This is a genomic window from Serratia sp. NPDC087055 (assembly GCF_044900985.1).
In the GTDB taxonomy this organism is placed as follows: domain Bacteria; phylum Pseudomonadota; class Gammaproteobacteria; order Enterobacterales; family Enterobacteriaceae; genus Serratia.
On the sequence record NZ_JBJDOG010000001.1, the window covers coordinates 2,805,713 to 2,820,385 of the forward strand.

The window sequence follows — 14,673 nt, forward strand, 5'->3', positions numbered from 1 at the left end:
TGCTACCTTGATGCACACCCCATGGCCCAGTGGCGAATATCAGAAACAAAAACGCCCGGCAAAGCCGGGCGTTTTCACGAATCAGTGTGGCGAACTTAACGGCCGCCGATCGGTGGCACGAAGGTCACCGCCATGTCCCATGGCTGTTCGATCCAGGTGTCTTGCGGGATATCAACCACATAGTCATCCACCAGCGGGCGACCCGCCGGCTTGGCGAAGATGGTGACGAAATGCGCTTTCGGGTACATATCACGGATCGCTTTCGCGGTGCCGCCGGTATCCACCAGATCGTCGATCACGATAAAGCCTTCGCCGTCGCCTTCCGCACGCTTGAGCACTTTCATTTCGCGTTGGTTGTCATGGTCATAGCTGGAAATGCAGACGGTATCCACGTGGCGAATACCCAACTCACGGGCCAGTAAGGCTGCCGGCACCAGGCCGCCGCGGCTTACGGCAATAATGCCTGTCCATTGGTCAGCAGGCAGCAGGCGGTGAGCCAGCTTGCGCGCTTGCATTTGCAGCATATCCCAGGTAACAACGTATTTTTCGCTCATAGAATGGTGTCCCAGCCAGCAGTGGTGCGGCTTACTCAGTAATCAGGGGAAAAAAGGTTGCGCGAGATTATAAAGACTGGACGCACCAAATACCAGTTGAACCGTGGAATTCATAAGTAATTCGTCTGGTGATTGATGCTGAATAAATGAGCAATGACGCGTCAAACGAGTGTGATCAAGCGCTTAAACAGCGCAATACGGTACGGGCACCGCCCGGAATAAAGTGATATTCTCTGGAGATCGTGCCAAAGCCGCACAGATGCCCCTAACCCTAACCGAGCGGCATTCCCGCCTTGCCGAGAATGCTGTTACAGGAGACTTATAGTGTCTGAATTGTCTCAACTTTCACCACAGCCGCTGTGGGATATTTTTGCCAAAATCTGCTCTATTCCGCATCCTTCTTATCATGAAGAAGCGCTGGCACAGCACATCCTCGAGTGGGCGAAAGAGAAACACCTGCACGCCGAACGTGACCATGTAGGCAACATTCTGCTGCGTAAACCTGCCACCAAAGGCATGGAAAACCGCAAGCCCGTCGCCCTGCAGGCGCACCTGGATATGGTGCCACAGAAGAATAACGACACGGTGCACGACTTCACCAAGGATCCGATTCAGCCGTACATTGACGGCGAGTGGATTAAAGCACGCGGTACCACGCTGGGGGCCGACAACGGTATCGGTATGGCTTCTGCCCTGGCAGTGCTGGCCGACGACAGCGTTGAGCACGGCCCGCTGGAAGTGCTGCTGACCATGACCGAAGAAGCCGGTATGGACGGCGCGTTCGGGCTGCAAGCTAACTGGCTGCAAGCGGATATCCTGATCAACACCGACTCCGAAGAAGAAGGCGAGATCTACATGGGTTGCGCCGGTGGTATTGATTTCATCACCACCCTGCCACTGCAGCGCGAAGCCGTACCTGCCGGTTATCAGACCCTGAAGCTGACGATCAAGGGCCTGAAAGGCGGTCACTCCGGTGCCGATATCCACGTGGGTCTGGGCAACGCCAACAAACTGCTGGCACGCTTCCTGTTTGATCATACCGCTGAGTTGAGCCTGCGCCTGCTGGATCTGAACGGCGGTACCCTGCGCAATGCTATCCCGCGTGAAGCCTCTGCAGTGGTTGCCGTACCGGCCGAAAAAGCCGATGCCTTGAAAGCGCTGACCCAGGCGTTTCTGGCAACCTTGCAAAACGAACTGGCCGCGAAAGAGAAAAACATTACCGTGCTGTTGGAGCCAACCACCAGTGCATCTCAGGCAATGACCGCCGACTGCCAACAGCGTTTCGTCGCGCTGCTTAATGGCACGCCAAACGGCGTGATCCGCATGAGCGACGCAGTCAAAGGCGTGGTAGAAACCTCATTGAACGTGGGCGTGGTCACCACCAACGACAGCGAAGCAGAAATCATCTGCCTGATCCGTTCACTGATCGACAGTGGCAAAGATTATGTGGTGGGTATGCTGACCGCTCTGGGCCAATTGGCTAACGCCAAAGTGGCACCAAAAGGGGGCTACCCGGGCTGGCAGCCAGATGCTGACTCACCGGTCATGCACCTGGTGCGTGAGATCTACCAGGATCTGTTTAACAAGACGCCAAACATCATGGTGATCCACGCCGGTCTGGAATGCGGCCTGTTCAAAAAGCCGTATCCAAATATGGATATGGTATCAATTGGGCCAACCATTACCGGGCCACACTCGCCGGATGAACAAGTGCATATCGAAAGCGTGGGCCTGTACTGGAAGCTGCTGACCGCACTGTTGAAGGCTATCCCGGAGCGCGCGTAATCTGCCGGGTTCGGCACGCTGAACCCCAAAAATGACCGAGCCGTTTACATAAAGGCGCAATCTTGCATTGCGCCTTTATTATTCCCACGGCAGCAGCAGCTGACGCTCCAGTTGCGGGTCCAACAGCGTTACGTGCAAGCCGACCAGCCGCACCCCACGCCCTTCACGCCGCTCGCGCCATACCTGCCGTGCCACGTTGATCAAGTCGTCTTTATTGAGCACCGGCCAGACGTGTTCCTGCGTCGTTTGCTGGAAATCCTGGAACTTCAGCTTCACCCCTTGGCGGGCAATGTGCAGATCCGGTTTCACTTTACGCAACCGCGTCTCCAGCTCGGGATAGAGCTTATCGACGATCAAGGTTTCACACTCCTCCCAGTCATGGATATCTTCCGCCAGCGTACGCTCAACCCCCACCGACTTACGCAGCCGTTCTGGCGAAACCTCACGCAGATCTATCCCCTGGCAGCGCTCCCACAGCACACGGCCAAACTTGCCGAAGCGCTTTAACAGAGCAGCAAGATCGTACTGTTGCACGTCTGCGCAGGTGATCAGCCCCACCTCTTCCAACCGTTTTGCGGTCACCTTCCCCACGCCGGGGATTTTGCTCAGCGGCAGTTGCTGTAAAAATGCCGGCACCTGTGCCGGCGTGATGACGTATTGGCCATTCGGCTTATTGAGCTCTGAAGCAATCTTGGCGAGGAACTTGATGGGGGCAATACCGGCAGACGCGGTGAGGTTCAGCTCATCGGAAATAGCCTGACGGATTTGCTGGGCGATCAGCGTCGCCGAACCGTTGCACTGGGTGCAGTCGGTCACATCCAGATAGGCTTCATCCAGGGATAACGGTTCAATCAGCGGGGTGTAGCGCGCAAATATTTCGCGGATGTGTTGCGAGGCTTCTTTATAGGCAGCCATACGGCCTGGCAGCAGTTTAAGATGCGGGCAAAGCTTGAGTGCCATCGCTGTCGACATCGCGCTGTGCACACCATAACGACGCGCAGGATAATTGGCGGTGCTGATCACCCCGCGCCGATCGGCACTGCCGCCGATCGCCAGCGGAATCTCACGCAAACTGGGATCGTCGCGCATTTCTACCGCTGCGAAGAAGCAGTCCATATCGACATGAATGATTTTACGCATTGCGCCTCCAATAATACTGTATAAGTATACAGGCAAAAAGAGAAAGCTCAAGCCTCGGTTCAGTTCGAAGAAAACAGGGTTTCAACCAATTATCTTCGACTTGTTAAAAAAGCGTAATTTTTCAATAGTACGCTGTGAAAATTAATCCCCCCAGTGACTGACAACCATAACGCCTCGCACAGGATGGTGCCCTACATGAAAACATTATCTGTCTATTTGTTGGCTTCTGCTTTATCTCTGATATCCATTGCCACTCAGGCCGCCCCTGCCATTATTGCGCACCGGGGTGGCACCGCCGACGCGCCTGAAAACACCCGCGTCGCTATAGAAACGGCACTGAAAAACGGCGCAGACGCCATTTGGATCACCTTACAGGAATCCAAAGACGGCGCGATCGTGCTGTATCGCCCTTCTGATCTGAAAGCGCTGACCAACGAACAGGGATTGGTTTCCGCCTTTACCGCCGCGCAGTTGGCAAAAGTCGATGCCGGTTGGTCATTCACCCAAGGCGAGGCACACCCGTTCCGCGGAAAAGGCATTGGCATTCCAAGGTTGGATGAGATTCTGGCGGCGTTCCCCAAGGTCAACTTCTATCTGGATATCAAGTCGCCGGACGCAGACCCTGTTCAATTCGGCAAAGCCCTGTTGGCGACATTGGAGAAAACCAACAGCCTGGACCGCACCCGCGTGTATTCCACCGATGCCAACTATCTGCAGGCGCTACCGAAAGCCATCAAACGTTTTGAGACGCGCGATGAAACCCGCGATCTGCTGGCAAATATCAGCCTGTCACATCAGTGCGAGCTGAAACCCGATAATCAGCAACCGCGCTGGTACGGGTTGGAACTGAAGCGAGAAGTGGAAGTCGTGGAGAAATTTACGCTGGGTGAAGGGCGTTCCAAGGCGTTTTTGACCTGGGATAAAGAGTCGATCGACTGCTTCCGTTCGCAGGGGCCTGCACACATTATTCTGTTCGGCATTAACTCACCGGCGGAACACCAACAGGCGCTGGCGTTGGGTGTAGACGGCGTGATGGTCAACTCACCGGCCGAGGCGAAAAGCTTTCGCCAAGCCAAATAACAGATAGCGAAAGGGGCGCTGCATGCGCCCCTTGTATTCAAATAATCCGGTGCTTGTCCAACTGCTTCTGACGCATCGCCTCTTTCTCCAGACGCTTCTTGCGTGCATCGCAAGGTTCAGGGCAATCACACACTTTATCCATCCCCAGCGCGGTAATACCCCCACAGCTGCCTTGCAGGCTTTTGCGTTTGAACACGTAGCCCAATGACATCCCGCCGACAATCAGCAGAAACAACACGAAGCTGGCGATAAATACGGTCAACATAGCGACCTCACGAGTTATTGTTCAAATAGGGTTTAAACGCATCGGAGTAGCGCTCTTCAAAGCCAGTCGCGGTTTTCACAATCATAAACACCGGGATCCCCATCAGGTTCGCCAGCGCCATGCCGCGTTCCGGCCCCAAAACGTTCAGCCCGGTCGACAAACCATCGGCAGCCATACAGGTAGGGCTTAACACCGTGACCGACACTAAATGGTGATGGATCGGCCGGCCGGTGATGGGATCTATCGTATGCGAATAGCGCACGCCGCCCTGCTCGAAGTAGTTGCGGTAATCGCCCGAAGTGGCGATCGACATCTCACCCGGTTGGATCACCAGTTGCGCTTTCTGCTCCATGCCGGCGGTTGGTCGCTCAATGGCAATACGCCATGGTTTTTTCTCGCCGTTATGGCCACGGGTACGCACCTCACCGCCAATATCCACCATGTAGTTTTTAACCTGCTGCGATTGCAGATATTGGGCAATCACATCCACACCATAGCCTTTCGCGATCGAAGAGAGATCCACATATAGCTCTGGAATGCGCTTAACCAACGCATTGCCCTGCACCGACAGCTTGTCGATCCCCGTCCAGGCGCGACGTTGTTCCAGTGCCGCAGCACTCGGTACCTTTTCCGGTCGCCCTTCTGGCCCGAACCCCCACAGATTGACCAACGGCCCGACGGTCACGTCCAGCGCGCCATCGGTGACGCGGTTAATCCGTAGCGCTTCCAGCACCACTTCGGTCGTCGCGGCAGAGACCGGGAAAGGCTTATCCACGACGCGGCTGGCATTGAAGCGGCTCAGTTCGGAATTCGGCCGGTAGGTAGACATTTGATCGTTGACCAACTCTAACCGCTTGTCGATCTCCGCCTGTATTTTAGCGGCAGACGGCGTGTCGTCGCCGGTAACATAGCGGATCGAATAAGACGTCCCCATGGTTTTACCGTCGAGATTCACCTGCTCCGGCCCGCAGCCAGTCAATAACAGGGTGGCGCTCAGCGCCACCGTCGTTATTAACCCCTTCATTGCCCATCCACGCATTTAGCCACCAAAGTCATCGAGCATGATATTTTCGTCTTCGACACCCAGATCTTTCAACATCTTGATCACCGCAGCGTTCATCATTGGCGGACCGCACATGTAGAATTCGCAATCTTCCGGCGCAGGGTGATTCCGCAGATAGTTTTCCAACAGAACATTATGGATAAAGCCGGTGTAACCCGTCCAGTTATCCTCCGGCTGCGGATCGGAAAGTGCCACGTGCCAGGTGAAGTTCTCGTTCTCTTCCTGCAACCGATTGAAATCGTCCTCATAGAACATTTCACGCAGTGAACGCGCACCGTACCAGAAGGTAATTTTGCGCTTCGACTTCAGACGATTGAGCTGGTCAAAGATATGCGAACGCATCGGTGCCATACCCGCACCGCCACCGATGAAGATCATTTCTGCGTCGGTGTCCTTGGCGAAGAACTCGCCGAACGGCCCGGAAATGGTCACCTTGTCACCGGCCTTCAACGACCAAATGTAGGAAGACATGATGCCCGGTGGCACGTCCGGATCGCGCGGTGGTGGCGTGGCGATACGCACGTTGAGCATGATGATGCCCTTTTCGTCCGGGTAGTTCGCCATCGAGTAGGCACGCACGGTGGTTTCATTCACCACCGAACGGTAGCGGAACAGGTTGAACTTGTCCCAGTCGCCACGGTACTCGTCCGGTACGTCAAAATCGGCGTAGCTGATGTCGTGTGCCGGCGCTTCAATCTGGATAAACCCACCTGCGCGGAACGGCACGTCTTCACCGTCAGGAATTTTCAGCTTCAGCTCTTTGATAAAGGTGGCTTTGTTATCATTGGAGATAACCTCGCACTCCCATTTCTTCACGCCGAAGATCTCTTCCGGTAACTCGATTTTCAGGTTCTGCTTCACATTCACCTGACAGGCCAATCGACAGCCTTCTTTCGCTTCACGCTTGTTGATGTGTGACAGCTCGGTCGGCAGGATATCGCCGCCGCCCTCTTTGATCACGACACGACACTGGCCGCAAGATCCCCCGCCGCCACAAGCGGACGAAACGAAGATCCCCTGGCTGGAGAGCATATTCAGCAGCTTGTCACCCGCCGGAGCGGTAAAGCTTTTGTCCAGATCGCCGTTAACTTCCACCGCGATGTCACCGGTGTTCACCAGTTTTGATTTGGCGAACAGGATGAGCAGCACCAGCACCATGACGATGCCGGTAAACATCGCGACGCCTAAAATAATTTCCATATCTTCTTCCCGCCTTTACAACTGAACACCGGAGAAGGACATAAAGCCCAACGCCATCAGCCCGGTGGTGATAAAGGTAATGCCCAGACCGCGTAACCCAGCGGGGACATTGGCATACTTGAGTTTTTCGCGGATACCCGCCATCGCGACAATCGCCAACATCCAGCCAGTGCCGGAGCCGAAGCCGTACACGACCGATTCGGCAAAGTTGTAGTCACGTTGCACCATAAAGGAAACGCCACCGAAAATGGCGCAGTTCACTGTGATCAATGGCAGGAAAATACCGAGTGCGTTGTACAGCGACGGGAAGAAGCGATCGAGGATCATCTCCAAAATCTGTACCAGCGCTGCAATGACGCCGATAAAGGTGATGAAGTTAAGGAAGCTCAGATCAACACCTTCCACCAGCGCGCCGTCACGCAGGATCAGGTTGTAGACCAGGTTGTTCACCGGTACGGAGATCCCGAGCACCAAGGTCACCGCGATGCCCAAACCAAAAGCGGTCGATACCTTCTTCGACACGGCCAGGAAGGTACACATCCCCAGGAAGAACGCCAACGCCATGTTCTCAACGAACACTGCGCGTACAAACAGGCTGATATAATGTTCCATCGGCCATTACTCCTTTTCGATCTGCGCTGGTTTCAGGGTGCGAAGCGCCCAAATCAGCAGGCCGATGATAAAGAACGCACTCGGTGCCAGCAGGAACAGGCCGTTTGGCTGATACCAGCCGCCGTTCTGCACCGTTTCCAGCACGGGAATGCCAAACAACTTGCCAGACCCGAACAGCTCACGCAGGAAACCGACCAACACCAGGATCACGCCGTAGCCCAGCCCGTTGCCGATACCGTCCATGAAACTCTCGATGGGCGGCGACTTCATGGCATAGGCCTCGGCGCGCCCCATCACGATACAGTTAGTGATGATCAAGCCGACAAACACCGACAGCTGCTTGGAGATCTCGAACGCATAGGCACGCAACAGCTGATCGACCACAATGACCAATGACGCGATAATCGCCATCTGCACGATGATGCGCACGCTGTTTGGAATATGGTGGCGGATCAGTGAAATAAAGAAGCTGGAGAACGCCGTTACCAGCGTCACTGCAATGGTCATCACCACGGCCGTCTCCAGCTTGGTGGTCACGGCCAACGCAGAACAGACCCCAAGCACCTGCAGGGCGATCGGGTTGTTGTCGAACAACGGCCCCAAAAGGACCCGTTTAATCTCTTTGGAATCAGCCATTTTTCAGCGCTCCCTCACGAACTTTTTTCAGGAACGGGCCAAAGCCGTGCTCGCCCAACCAGAAGTCAAAAGTATGCTGCACACCGTTGGAAGTCAGCGTGGCGCCGGACAAGCCGTCCACCCCGTGGTCATCCCCCTGACGCGCCCCGCCTTTCACTACGCGGATCGCCGGCTGCCCGTTGTCATCAAACAGCTTTTTACCGATCCACTGCTGACGCCAGCTGGCATTCTCAACCTCACCACCCAGCCCCGGAGTTTCCCCTTGCTGGTAGTAAGTAATCCCTTTCACCGTGTTGCCGTCGTTATCCAACGCAACAAAGGCGTACATCATCGACCACAGGCCAGTGCCGTAGACAGGCAGGACAATTTTATTCACCGCACCGCTATCGTCACGCACCAGGTAAATCTCTGCCTGATTGCTGCGGCGTTTGATACCTGCCGGATCCTGAGCTGCCGGCAGTGCCGCGCTTTTACTGTCGTCACGCAATGCCGCAGCCAAATCGAACGCAGCCGCCTTGCCCGTCACAAACTCACCGCTGTTTAAATCCAGCAAACGTGGTTCGATACGTTGTGTGAACAACGCTTTAACCTGCTCACCTTCCATCTTCGGTTGCAGCAAGCCTGCCACGTCAAGGATATTGCGCTGTTTGTCGAGCAACTTCTGTTCCTGCTGTTTGGACTTCAGGCCGACAGCGGAACCCGCCACCACCACAGAACACACCAGGCACAGCAGCAGTACCACCAGCAGCGTTTTACCGATGCTGTCGTTTTTAGATTCATTCGCCACGGGCTTTTCTCCGCTTGATGTTGGCCTGCACCACCAGATAATCGAACAGCGGCGCGAACAGGTTGGCGAACAGAATCGCCAGCATCATGCCTTCCGGGTAGGCTGGATTGACAACCCTAATCAGCACGCACATCACGCCAATCAGAATGCCGTACCACCATTTGCCTTTGTTGGTAAACGAGGCAGAAACCGGGTCGGTGGCCATAAAGATCATGCCGAAAGCAAAACCGCCCAACACCAGATGCCAGTACCACGGCATGGCAAACAGCGGGTTGGTGGTAGAACCGATGGAATTGAACAAGAAGGCCGTCGCCATCATGCCCAGCATCACGCCGGCGACAATGCGCCAGGACGCCACGCGACCAAACAGAATGATTGCGCCACCAAGCAGGATCATCAGCGTAGAGACTTCACCAACTGAACCGGGGATGTTACCGAGGAAAGCATCCATCCAACTGATAGACTGGCCGGTCGCCACGTTGCTCAGGCTATGCGCCCCACCCACGCTCCACTGCGCGAGCGGCGTCGCGCCGGAGAAGCCGTCAGCGGAGGTCCACACCAAATCCCCGGAAATCTGTGCCGGGTAAGCGAAGAACAGGAACGCACGCCCTGCTAACGCCGGGTTAAGGAAGTTACGCCCGGTGCCGCCAAATATCTCTTTCGCGACCACCACACCAAAGGTAATACCCAGTGCGGCCTGCCATAAGGGCAGCGTTGGTGGCACGATCAGCGCAAACAGAATCGAAGTGACGAAGAAACCTTCGTTAATCTCATGCTTGCGAATGATGGCAAACAGCACTTCCCAAAAGCCGCCGACCAGAAACACCACGGCATAGATCGGCAGGAAGTAACAGGCACCCAGCACCATTTTACTGATCCAGCCGGCATCCGCCGCCAGGGACGCCCCCAGCCATTGTGCAAGCCGGTAGTGCCAATCGCCCGCCAGCACCTGTTGCAGCTGATCGCCGCTGTAAAGGTGGTGCAGGGCCGGGATGGCCTGTTGACCGACGTTGTACATACCCCAGAACATCGCAGGGAATACCGCCAGCCACACCAGGATCATCATACGTTTCAGATCGATGGCATCGCGCACGTGTGAAGCGCCGCGCGTTACCAGACCTGGGGTGTAAAACACCGTCGTCGTCGCTTCAAATAACGGGTACCACTTCTCCAGCTTGCCGCCCGGAGTGAAGTGATGCTCTATCTTGTCAAAAAAATTCTTCAGGCCCATCGGTTATCCTTCCTGCTCAATCTTGGTCAGCACATCGCGCAGCACCGGAGCGTATTCATACTTGCCGGGGCAAACGAAGGTGCATAGCGCCAGATCTTCTTCGTCCAGTTCCAGACACCCCAACGCCTGTGCGCTGTCGCTGTCACCCGCCAACAGATCACGCAGCAGCAGCGTCGGCAGGATATCCAGTGGCATGACGCGCTCATAGTTACCGATCGGCACCATTGCACGCTCACCGCCGTGGGTGGTGGTCGAGAAGGCAAACAGTTTGTTCTTCAGGAAGTGGCCCAGCGTGGTGCGGGTGATAGAAAACTTATCCGGCGACGGTGCGATCCAACCGAATAACTCTTTATCGCGCCCTTCCTGCAGTACAGAAACCAGCGAGTGGAAACGGCCAAGGTAGTCGTTCGGCCCGGCGACATGCGTCCCGCTTAACACTGAGCCAGAAATCACGCGGTTTTCACCGGCTTTCAAACGGCCTGCTGTCAGTTCATCGAGGCTGGCGCCCAGACGGGTACGCAGCAGCACGGGGTTTTCCACCTGCGGTCCAGCCAACGCAACTACTCGACGAGTATCGAGCTTGCCTGTGGTGAACAACGTGCCAATGGCAATCACGTCCTGGTAGCCGATATGCCAGACGGTCTTTTTCAAACTGACCGGTTCGAGGAAATGAATATGGGTCCCCACCAGCCCCGCAGGGTGCGGGCCGGCGAACTCGTTATAGGTGACCTGCGCATCGGGCTGTTTACCCAGGTTCGCGCCGGCGGCGTGACAAACATGCACCTTGCCGTCGGTCATACGCGCCAATACCGCCAGCCCAGCGTTGAACGCCGCTAGCTGCTCGGCAATGATCACCTGCGGATCGGCAGCCAGCGGCTGGCTATCCATTGCGGTGACGAAAATTGCACGTGGGGTGGTACCGGGAGCCGGTGTTTTACTGAACGGCCGGGTGCGCAGCGCGGTCCACAAACCGCTGGCGAGCAGTTCGCTTTCGACCTGTTCACGCGGCAGCATGGCCAGCTCAGCTGCGGGGTAATGAGCAAACGCCAGTTGATCATCACCGCCGTTTTCAACAGCGATCACAACCGACTGCAATACGCGCCGCTCACCACGGTTGATGGCCACAATACGGCCACTGGCGGGCGCGGTGAAGAAAACCCCGGGGGTCTTTTTATCTTCGAACAGCGCCTGACCTTTCTTCACGGTATCGCCTTCCTGCACCAGCATGGACGGGCGCATTCCGACGTACTCTTCCCCAAGCAGGGCGACATGCTGAATTATTGGGCCGTCCTGAATCGCCTGAATCGGTGCTCCGGCAATGGGCAGATCTAACCCTTTTCTGATTTTAATCATAGGATTTATACGATGTTGGTTAGTTTCACACGTCTTACCGGCCCCAGAGGCTGGTGCTGACGATGCCTGGATGATGAGGCTGCATCAACAGCCTCTGGGTTGGGCGCAACGGCATCACGCTCAACATGAAATATTGCGCACTGACAAAATGGGGTCACGTACATTCCGTCGATTAACTCCTGCATCCATTTTTGGCGCGATAAAAACGCTGTTAATATTTTGCTGCCGCCGAATGTCCACATACTAGACAGGGTGATAACATCAACACCTCTGCTCTGCGACCCTAACAGCAGGTTTATTCGAGACGGAATATTAACATTTTCCACAACATTTTTCTGCGTTGGGCAGTGACCTGAGTCAAGCAAACGCAATTAAATTTTGGCCCTTTTACATCACTAATCGTTAAAATCTGCCTGTCGATTCACTTTTATCGAAGTTTGTAGTTTTTTTATACATATCGCATATTGCTAAAATAGAACACACTGGTAATCTGACGGTGTTTTAAGACCGTAAAACAATAATCAGTGGCATGTTGGCCATGAACATTGAGCCAGCAGATAAATATAAGCAGGAATAATAATGAGAAAAATCGCACTGTTGTTTGCGATGCTTTTTTCTATGCCGATGATCACGGCCTGCAGCGCCAGCGAGCAGGTTCCCGAGGTTCCGGTAGTTAAACAGCAATTAGTCGGTTCACCGGTCTATATTCAGATTTTCAAAGAAGAACGCACGCTGGAATTGTATGCCAAAATGGGCAACGAATTCCGCTTGGTAAAGTCTTTCCAAATCTGTAATTTCTCCGGCGGCCTCGGCCCAAAACGCCGTGAAGGTGACTTTAAAAGTCCAGAAGGCTTTTATAGCGTTGACGCACGTCATCTGAAACCCGACAGTAAGTATTATCGGGCAATAAATATCGGTTTCCCTAATGATTACGATAAATCACAGGGGTATTCCGGCGCTTATCTGATGATCCACGGTGAATGCAAATCGATTGGTTGTTATGCGATGACCAACACGTATATGGACGAGATTTACCGTTACGTCGAAGCTGCATTCGCTTACGGCCAGAGCCGGATTGATATCAGTATCTATCCGTTCCGCATGACCGATCAGAACCTGAAACGCCACGGCTCATCCAACTACATCGCCTTCTGGCGTCAGTTGAAGCCAGGCTACGACTACTTCGTCAAAAACCATCAGCCGCCGATGGTCAGCGTAGCCAACGGTCAGTACGTGCTGGGCCAACCCGTGCTGAGCAGCAGCCAGATGACGCAATATGCGTCAACCACGGCTCCCGCTGTCAGTACCAATCCCTTCGCTCAGGCCAAGCCGCTCACCGAAGTGAAATAGCGCGAATTCGCCTGGTGCAATCTTGTGCCAGGTTTCATTCGCCGTCAGTGGCTGGGTGGCGATCACCGTGACCACATCGTTAGGTGTGGTCTGCTGCTGAAAATCAATCTCTACATCCTGATCGAGCAGCGTCGCTTTACCAAAAGGTGCGCGACGCGTAATCCAATACAGATTGGTGGAGCAATAGGCCATCACAAAGCGCCCATCCGACAGCAGCATATTGAATACCCCTTTCTGACGCAGTTGATCCGCCAGCAGAGCGATATAACGGAAGACCGGTGGCCAGCGGCTAGGGGTGCGCGGGTATTTAAGTGAAAGCTGGTGCAGCAACCAGCAGAAAGCGTACTCACTGTCGGTCTGACCAACCGGGCGGAAAGTGCCGGTTTCCAGCTGGCGGTAGCCTTTCAACTGGCCATTGTGTGCGTAGGTCCAATTACGTCCCCAGAGTTCACGGGTGAACGGGTGGGTATTTTCCAGCGAAACTTCACCGCGATTGGCCTGACGGATATGCGAGACCACCGCGCAGGATTTGATGGGGTATTCTTGCACCAGGCGTGCTATCGGCGAGTCGAAACTCGGCTGGGGATCCTTAAACGTGCGGCAACCGTTCCCTTCGTAGAAGGTAATGCCCCAACCATCTTTATGTGGCCCTGTACGGCCACCGCGCTGAACCAACCCGGTAAAGCTAAAGCAAATATCGGTCGGTACGTTTGCGCTCATCCCGAGCAGTTCACACATCGCCAGCACTCCTTAACCACACTGACACCGTCTATCTATACGGGTGCAGTAGGCGGCACCCGTACTATAATTAATGAGGGACCAGGGGCCCCTCAGCAGCTATTACGCCTTAACCATCTCTTTTTCGATCAGTTGAATCAAGATGTGAATCGCTTTGATATGGACTTCCTGAATGCGGTCGGCATAGCCGAAGTGCGGCACACGGATTTCCACGTCGGCGGAACCCGCCATTTTGCCGCCATCTTTGCCGGTAAGGGTGATCACTTTCATTCCCTTCGCACGCGCCGCTTCGATAGCTTTAATGATATTGCCGGAGTTGCCGGAGGTGGAAATGCCCAGCAATACGTCACCTTCACGGCCTACCGCTTCCACATAGCGTGAAAACACGTACTCATAGCCGAAATCGTTGCTGACGCAGGACAAGTGGCTAACGTCGGAAATGGCAATCGCCGGATAGCCCGGACGGTTTTCACGGTAGCGGCCCGTCAGCTCTTCGGCAAAGTGCATGGCGTCACAGTGGGAGCCGCCGTTGCCGCAGGAGATAACTTTCCCACCGGCTTTAAAGGAATCGGCCAGCAGCACCGCTGCACGTTGAATCGCGTCGATATTGGCGTCGTCATTGATAAATTTTGCCAGGGTATCGGCCGCTTCGTTCAGTTCACTACGAATAAGGTCGTGGTACATGAGGAACCTCTTGTTATCGTCAATCTTCCGCCCCGCAGTGTAACGGATCGGGGAAAAACCGAGAAGCACTGTGAGTTAAACAGCACCGCGGTTGAGGCACCAATGAGGTTTTTGATTATTGATGCGGTCAGTTTGTGACTTAAGTTGTAATTAAACTGTAAATGCATTGATAAAAATATGGCGTTGTACTAAAAC

Annotated in this window: 16 protein-coding genes; 3 read left to right on the forward strand and 13 right to left on the reverse strand. The window is 54.7% G+C overall.

Annotated elements, in window-relative coordinates; genetic code table 11:
* Nucleotides 1-95 precede the first annotated feature (95 nt).
* Nucleotides 96-554: a xanthine phosphoribosyltransferase gene (gpt, locus tag ACI2J2_RS13305; protein ID WP_209636750.1), complete on the reverse strand. Its 459-nt coding sequence runs from the start codon at nt 552-554 to the stop codon at nt 96-98.
* A gap of 324 nt (nt 555-878) precedes the next feature.
* On the opposite strand from gpt, the gene pepD reads away from it, so the two are divergent.
* Nucleotides 879-2,339: a beta-Ala-His dipeptidase gene (pepD, locus tag ACI2J2_RS13310; RefSeq protein ID WP_404760217.1), complete on the forward strand. Its 1,461-nt coding sequence runs from the start codon at nt 879-881 to the stop codon at nt 2,337-2,339.
* Between the two features lie 78 nt (nt 2,340-2,417).
* On the opposite strand, the gene dinB is transcribed toward pepD, so the two are convergent.
* The gene (gene dinB / locus ACI2J2_RS13315; protein WP_404760218.1) at nt 2,418-3,479 is read right to left on the reverse strand and encodes a DNA polymerase IV; all 1,062 of its coding nucleotides are present in this window, start codon (nt 3,477-3,479) and stop codon (nt 2,418-2,420) included.
* A gap of 195 nt (nt 3,480-3,674) precedes the next feature.
* Here dinB and ACI2J2_RS13320 point away from each other — a divergent pair, with 195 nt between their 5' ends.
* Complete coding sequence (locus ACI2J2_RS13320; protein ID WP_404760219.1) at nt 3,675-4,559, forward strand: glycerophosphodiester phosphodiesterase family protein; 885 nt, start codon at nt 3,675-3,677, stop codon at nt 4,557-4,559.
* A gap of 37 nt (nt 4,560-4,596) precedes the next feature.
* Here ACI2J2_RS13320 and nqrM read toward each other — a convergent pair whose 3' ends face one another.
* The 9 genes from nqrM to ACI2J2_RS13365 are packed head-to-tail and all read right to left on the reverse strand — an operon-like array spanning nt 4,597 to nt 12,032.
* Complete coding sequence (gene nqrM, locus ACI2J2_RS13325; protein ID WP_209636763.1) at nt 4,597-4,824, reverse strand: (Na+)-NQR maturation NqrM; 228 nt, start codon at nt 4,822-4,824, stop codon at nt 4,597-4,599.
* Nucleotides 4,825-4,831: 7 nt separating this feature from the next.
* Nucleotides 4,832-5,863, reverse strand: coding sequence for an FAD:protein FMN transferase (locus tag ACI2J2_RS13330; RefSeq protein ID WP_209636765.1), 1,032 nt, complete (start codon nt 5,861-5,863; stop codon nt 4,832-4,834).
* Nucleotides 5,864-7,087, reverse strand: coding sequence for an NADH:ubiquinone reductase (Na(+)-transporting) subunit F (nqrF, locus tag ACI2J2_RS13335; RefSeq protein WP_037423058.1), 1,224 nt, complete (start codon nt 7,085-7,087; stop codon nt 5,864-5,866).
* 15 nt (nt 7,088-7,102) lie between these two features.
* Nucleotides 7,103-7,699 carry an NADH:ubiquinone reductase (Na(+)-transporting) subunit E gene (gene nqrE / locus ACI2J2_RS13340; protein ID WP_012005400.1) on the reverse strand — a complete coding sequence of 199 codons (597 nt, stop codon included), beginning with the start codon at nt 7,697-7,699 and terminating at the stop codon, nt 7,103-7,105.
* Nucleotides 7,700-7,705: 6 nt separating this feature from the next.
* Entirely contained in the window at nt 7,706-8,335 is a 630-nt protein-coding gene (locus ACI2J2_RS13345; RefSeq protein ID WP_020825369.1) for an NADH:ubiquinone reductase (Na(+)-transporting) subunit D, read from the reverse strand.
* Complete coding sequence (locus ACI2J2_RS13350; protein ID WP_404760220.1) at nt 8,328-9,122, reverse strand: Na(+)-translocating NADH-quinone reductase subunit C; 795 nt, start codon at nt 9,120-9,122, stop codon at nt 8,328-8,330. The genes ACI2J2_RS13345 and ACI2J2_RS13350 overlap by 8 nt, the downstream gene beginning before the upstream one ends.
* Entirely contained in the window at nt 9,112-10,353 is a 1,242-nt protein-coding gene (locus tag ACI2J2_RS13355) for an NADH:ubiquinone reductase (Na(+)-transporting) subunit B (RefSeq protein ID WP_209636769.1), read from the reverse strand. The genes ACI2J2_RS13350 and ACI2J2_RS13355 overlap by 11 nt, the downstream gene beginning before the upstream one ends.
* A 3-nt stretch (nt 10,354-10,356) precedes the next feature.
* Nucleotides 10,357-11,706 carry a Na(+)-translocating NADH-quinone reductase subunit A gene (locus ACI2J2_RS13360; RefSeq protein WP_404760221.1) on the reverse strand — a complete coding sequence of 450 codons (1,350 nt, stop codon included), beginning with the start codon at nt 11,704-11,706 and terminating at the stop codon, nt 10,357-10,359.
* Between the two features lie 5 nt (nt 11,707-11,711).
* Nucleotides 11,712-12,032, reverse strand: coding sequence for a hypothetical protein (locus ACI2J2_RS13365; protein WP_404760222.1), 321 nt, complete (start codon nt 12,030-12,032; stop codon nt 11,712-11,714).
* 253 nt (nt 12,033-12,285) lie between these two features.
* On the opposite strand from ACI2J2_RS13365, the gene dpaA reads away from it, so the two are divergent.
* Nucleotides 12,286-13,056, forward strand: a complete 771-nt coding sequence (gene dpaA, locus ACI2J2_RS13370) for a peptidoglycan meso-diaminopimelic acid protein amidase (protein ID WP_209636773.1) — start codon at nt 12,286-12,288, stop codon at nt 13,054-13,056.
* On the opposite strand, the gene ACI2J2_RS13375 is transcribed toward dpaA, so the two are convergent.
* Together ACI2J2_RS13375 and lpcA are read right to left on the reverse strand one after the other, a co-directional pair.
* Nucleotides 12,988-13,794, reverse strand: coding sequence for a class II glutamine amidotransferase (locus tag ACI2J2_RS13375; RefSeq protein WP_209636775.1), 807 nt, complete (start codon nt 13,792-13,794; stop codon nt 12,988-12,990). The genes dpaA and ACI2J2_RS13375 overlap by 69 nt on opposite strands.
* Before the next feature lie 102 nt (nt 13,795-13,896).
* Nucleotides 13,897-14,478, reverse strand: a complete 582-nt coding sequence (gene lpcA, locus ACI2J2_RS13380) for a D-sedoheptulose 7-phosphate isomerase (protein WP_404760223.1) — start codon at nt 14,476-14,478, stop codon at nt 13,897-13,899.
* Between the last annotated feature and the right edge of the window lie 195 nt (nt 14,479-14,673).

Bases quoted from the DNA above. Each gene is read 5' to 3' on its own strand.
- gpt (WP_209636750.1), bottom strand. From the start codon at position 554: ATGAGCGAAAAATACGTTGTTACCTGGGATATGCTGCAAATGCAAGCG.
- dinB (WP_404760218.1), bottom strand. From the start codon at position 3,479: ATGCGTAAAATCATTCATGTCGATATGGACTGCTTCTTCGCAGCGGTA.
- ACI2J2_RS13320 (WP_404760219.1), top strand. From the start codon at position 3,675: ATGAAAACATTATCTGTCTATTTGTTGGCTTCTGCTTTATCTCTGATA.
- nqrM (WP_209636763.1), bottom strand. From the start codon at position 4,824: ATGTTGACCGTATTTATCGCCAGCTTCGTGTTGTTTCTGCTGATTGTC.
- ACI2J2_RS13330 (WP_209636765.1), bottom strand. From the start codon at position 5,863: ATGCGTGGATGGGCAATGAAGGGGTTAATAACGACGGTGGCGCTGAGC.
- nqrF (WP_037423058.1), bottom strand. From the start codon at position 7,087: ATGGAAATTATTTTAGGCGTCGCGATGTTTACCGGCATCGTCATGGTG.
- nqrE (WP_012005400.1), bottom strand. From the start codon at position 7,699: ATGGAACATTATATCAGCCTGTTTGTACGCGCAGTGTTCGTTGAGAAC.
- ACI2J2_RS13345 (WP_020825369.1), bottom strand. From the start codon at position 8,335: ATGGCTGATTCCAAAGAGATTAAACGGGTCCTTTTGGGGCCGTTGTTC.
- ACI2J2_RS13355 (WP_209636769.1), bottom strand. From the start codon at position 10,353: ATGGGCCTGAAGAATTTTTTTGACAAGATAGAGCATCACTTCACTCCG.
- ACI2J2_RS13360 (WP_404760221.1), bottom strand. From the start codon at position 11,706: ATGATTAAAATCAGAAAAGGGTTAGATCTGCCCATTGCCGGAGCACCG.
- dpaA (WP_209636773.1), top strand. From the start codon at position 12,286: ATGAGAAAAATCGCACTGTTGTTTGCGATGCTTTTTTCTATGCCGATG.
- ACI2J2_RS13375 (WP_209636775.1), bottom strand. From the start codon at position 13,794: ATGTGTGAACTGCTCGGGATGAGCGCAAACGTACCGACCGATATTTGC.
- lpcA (WP_404760223.1), bottom strand. From the start codon at position 14,478: ATGTACCACGACCTTATTCGTAGTGAACTGAACGAAGCGGCCGATACC.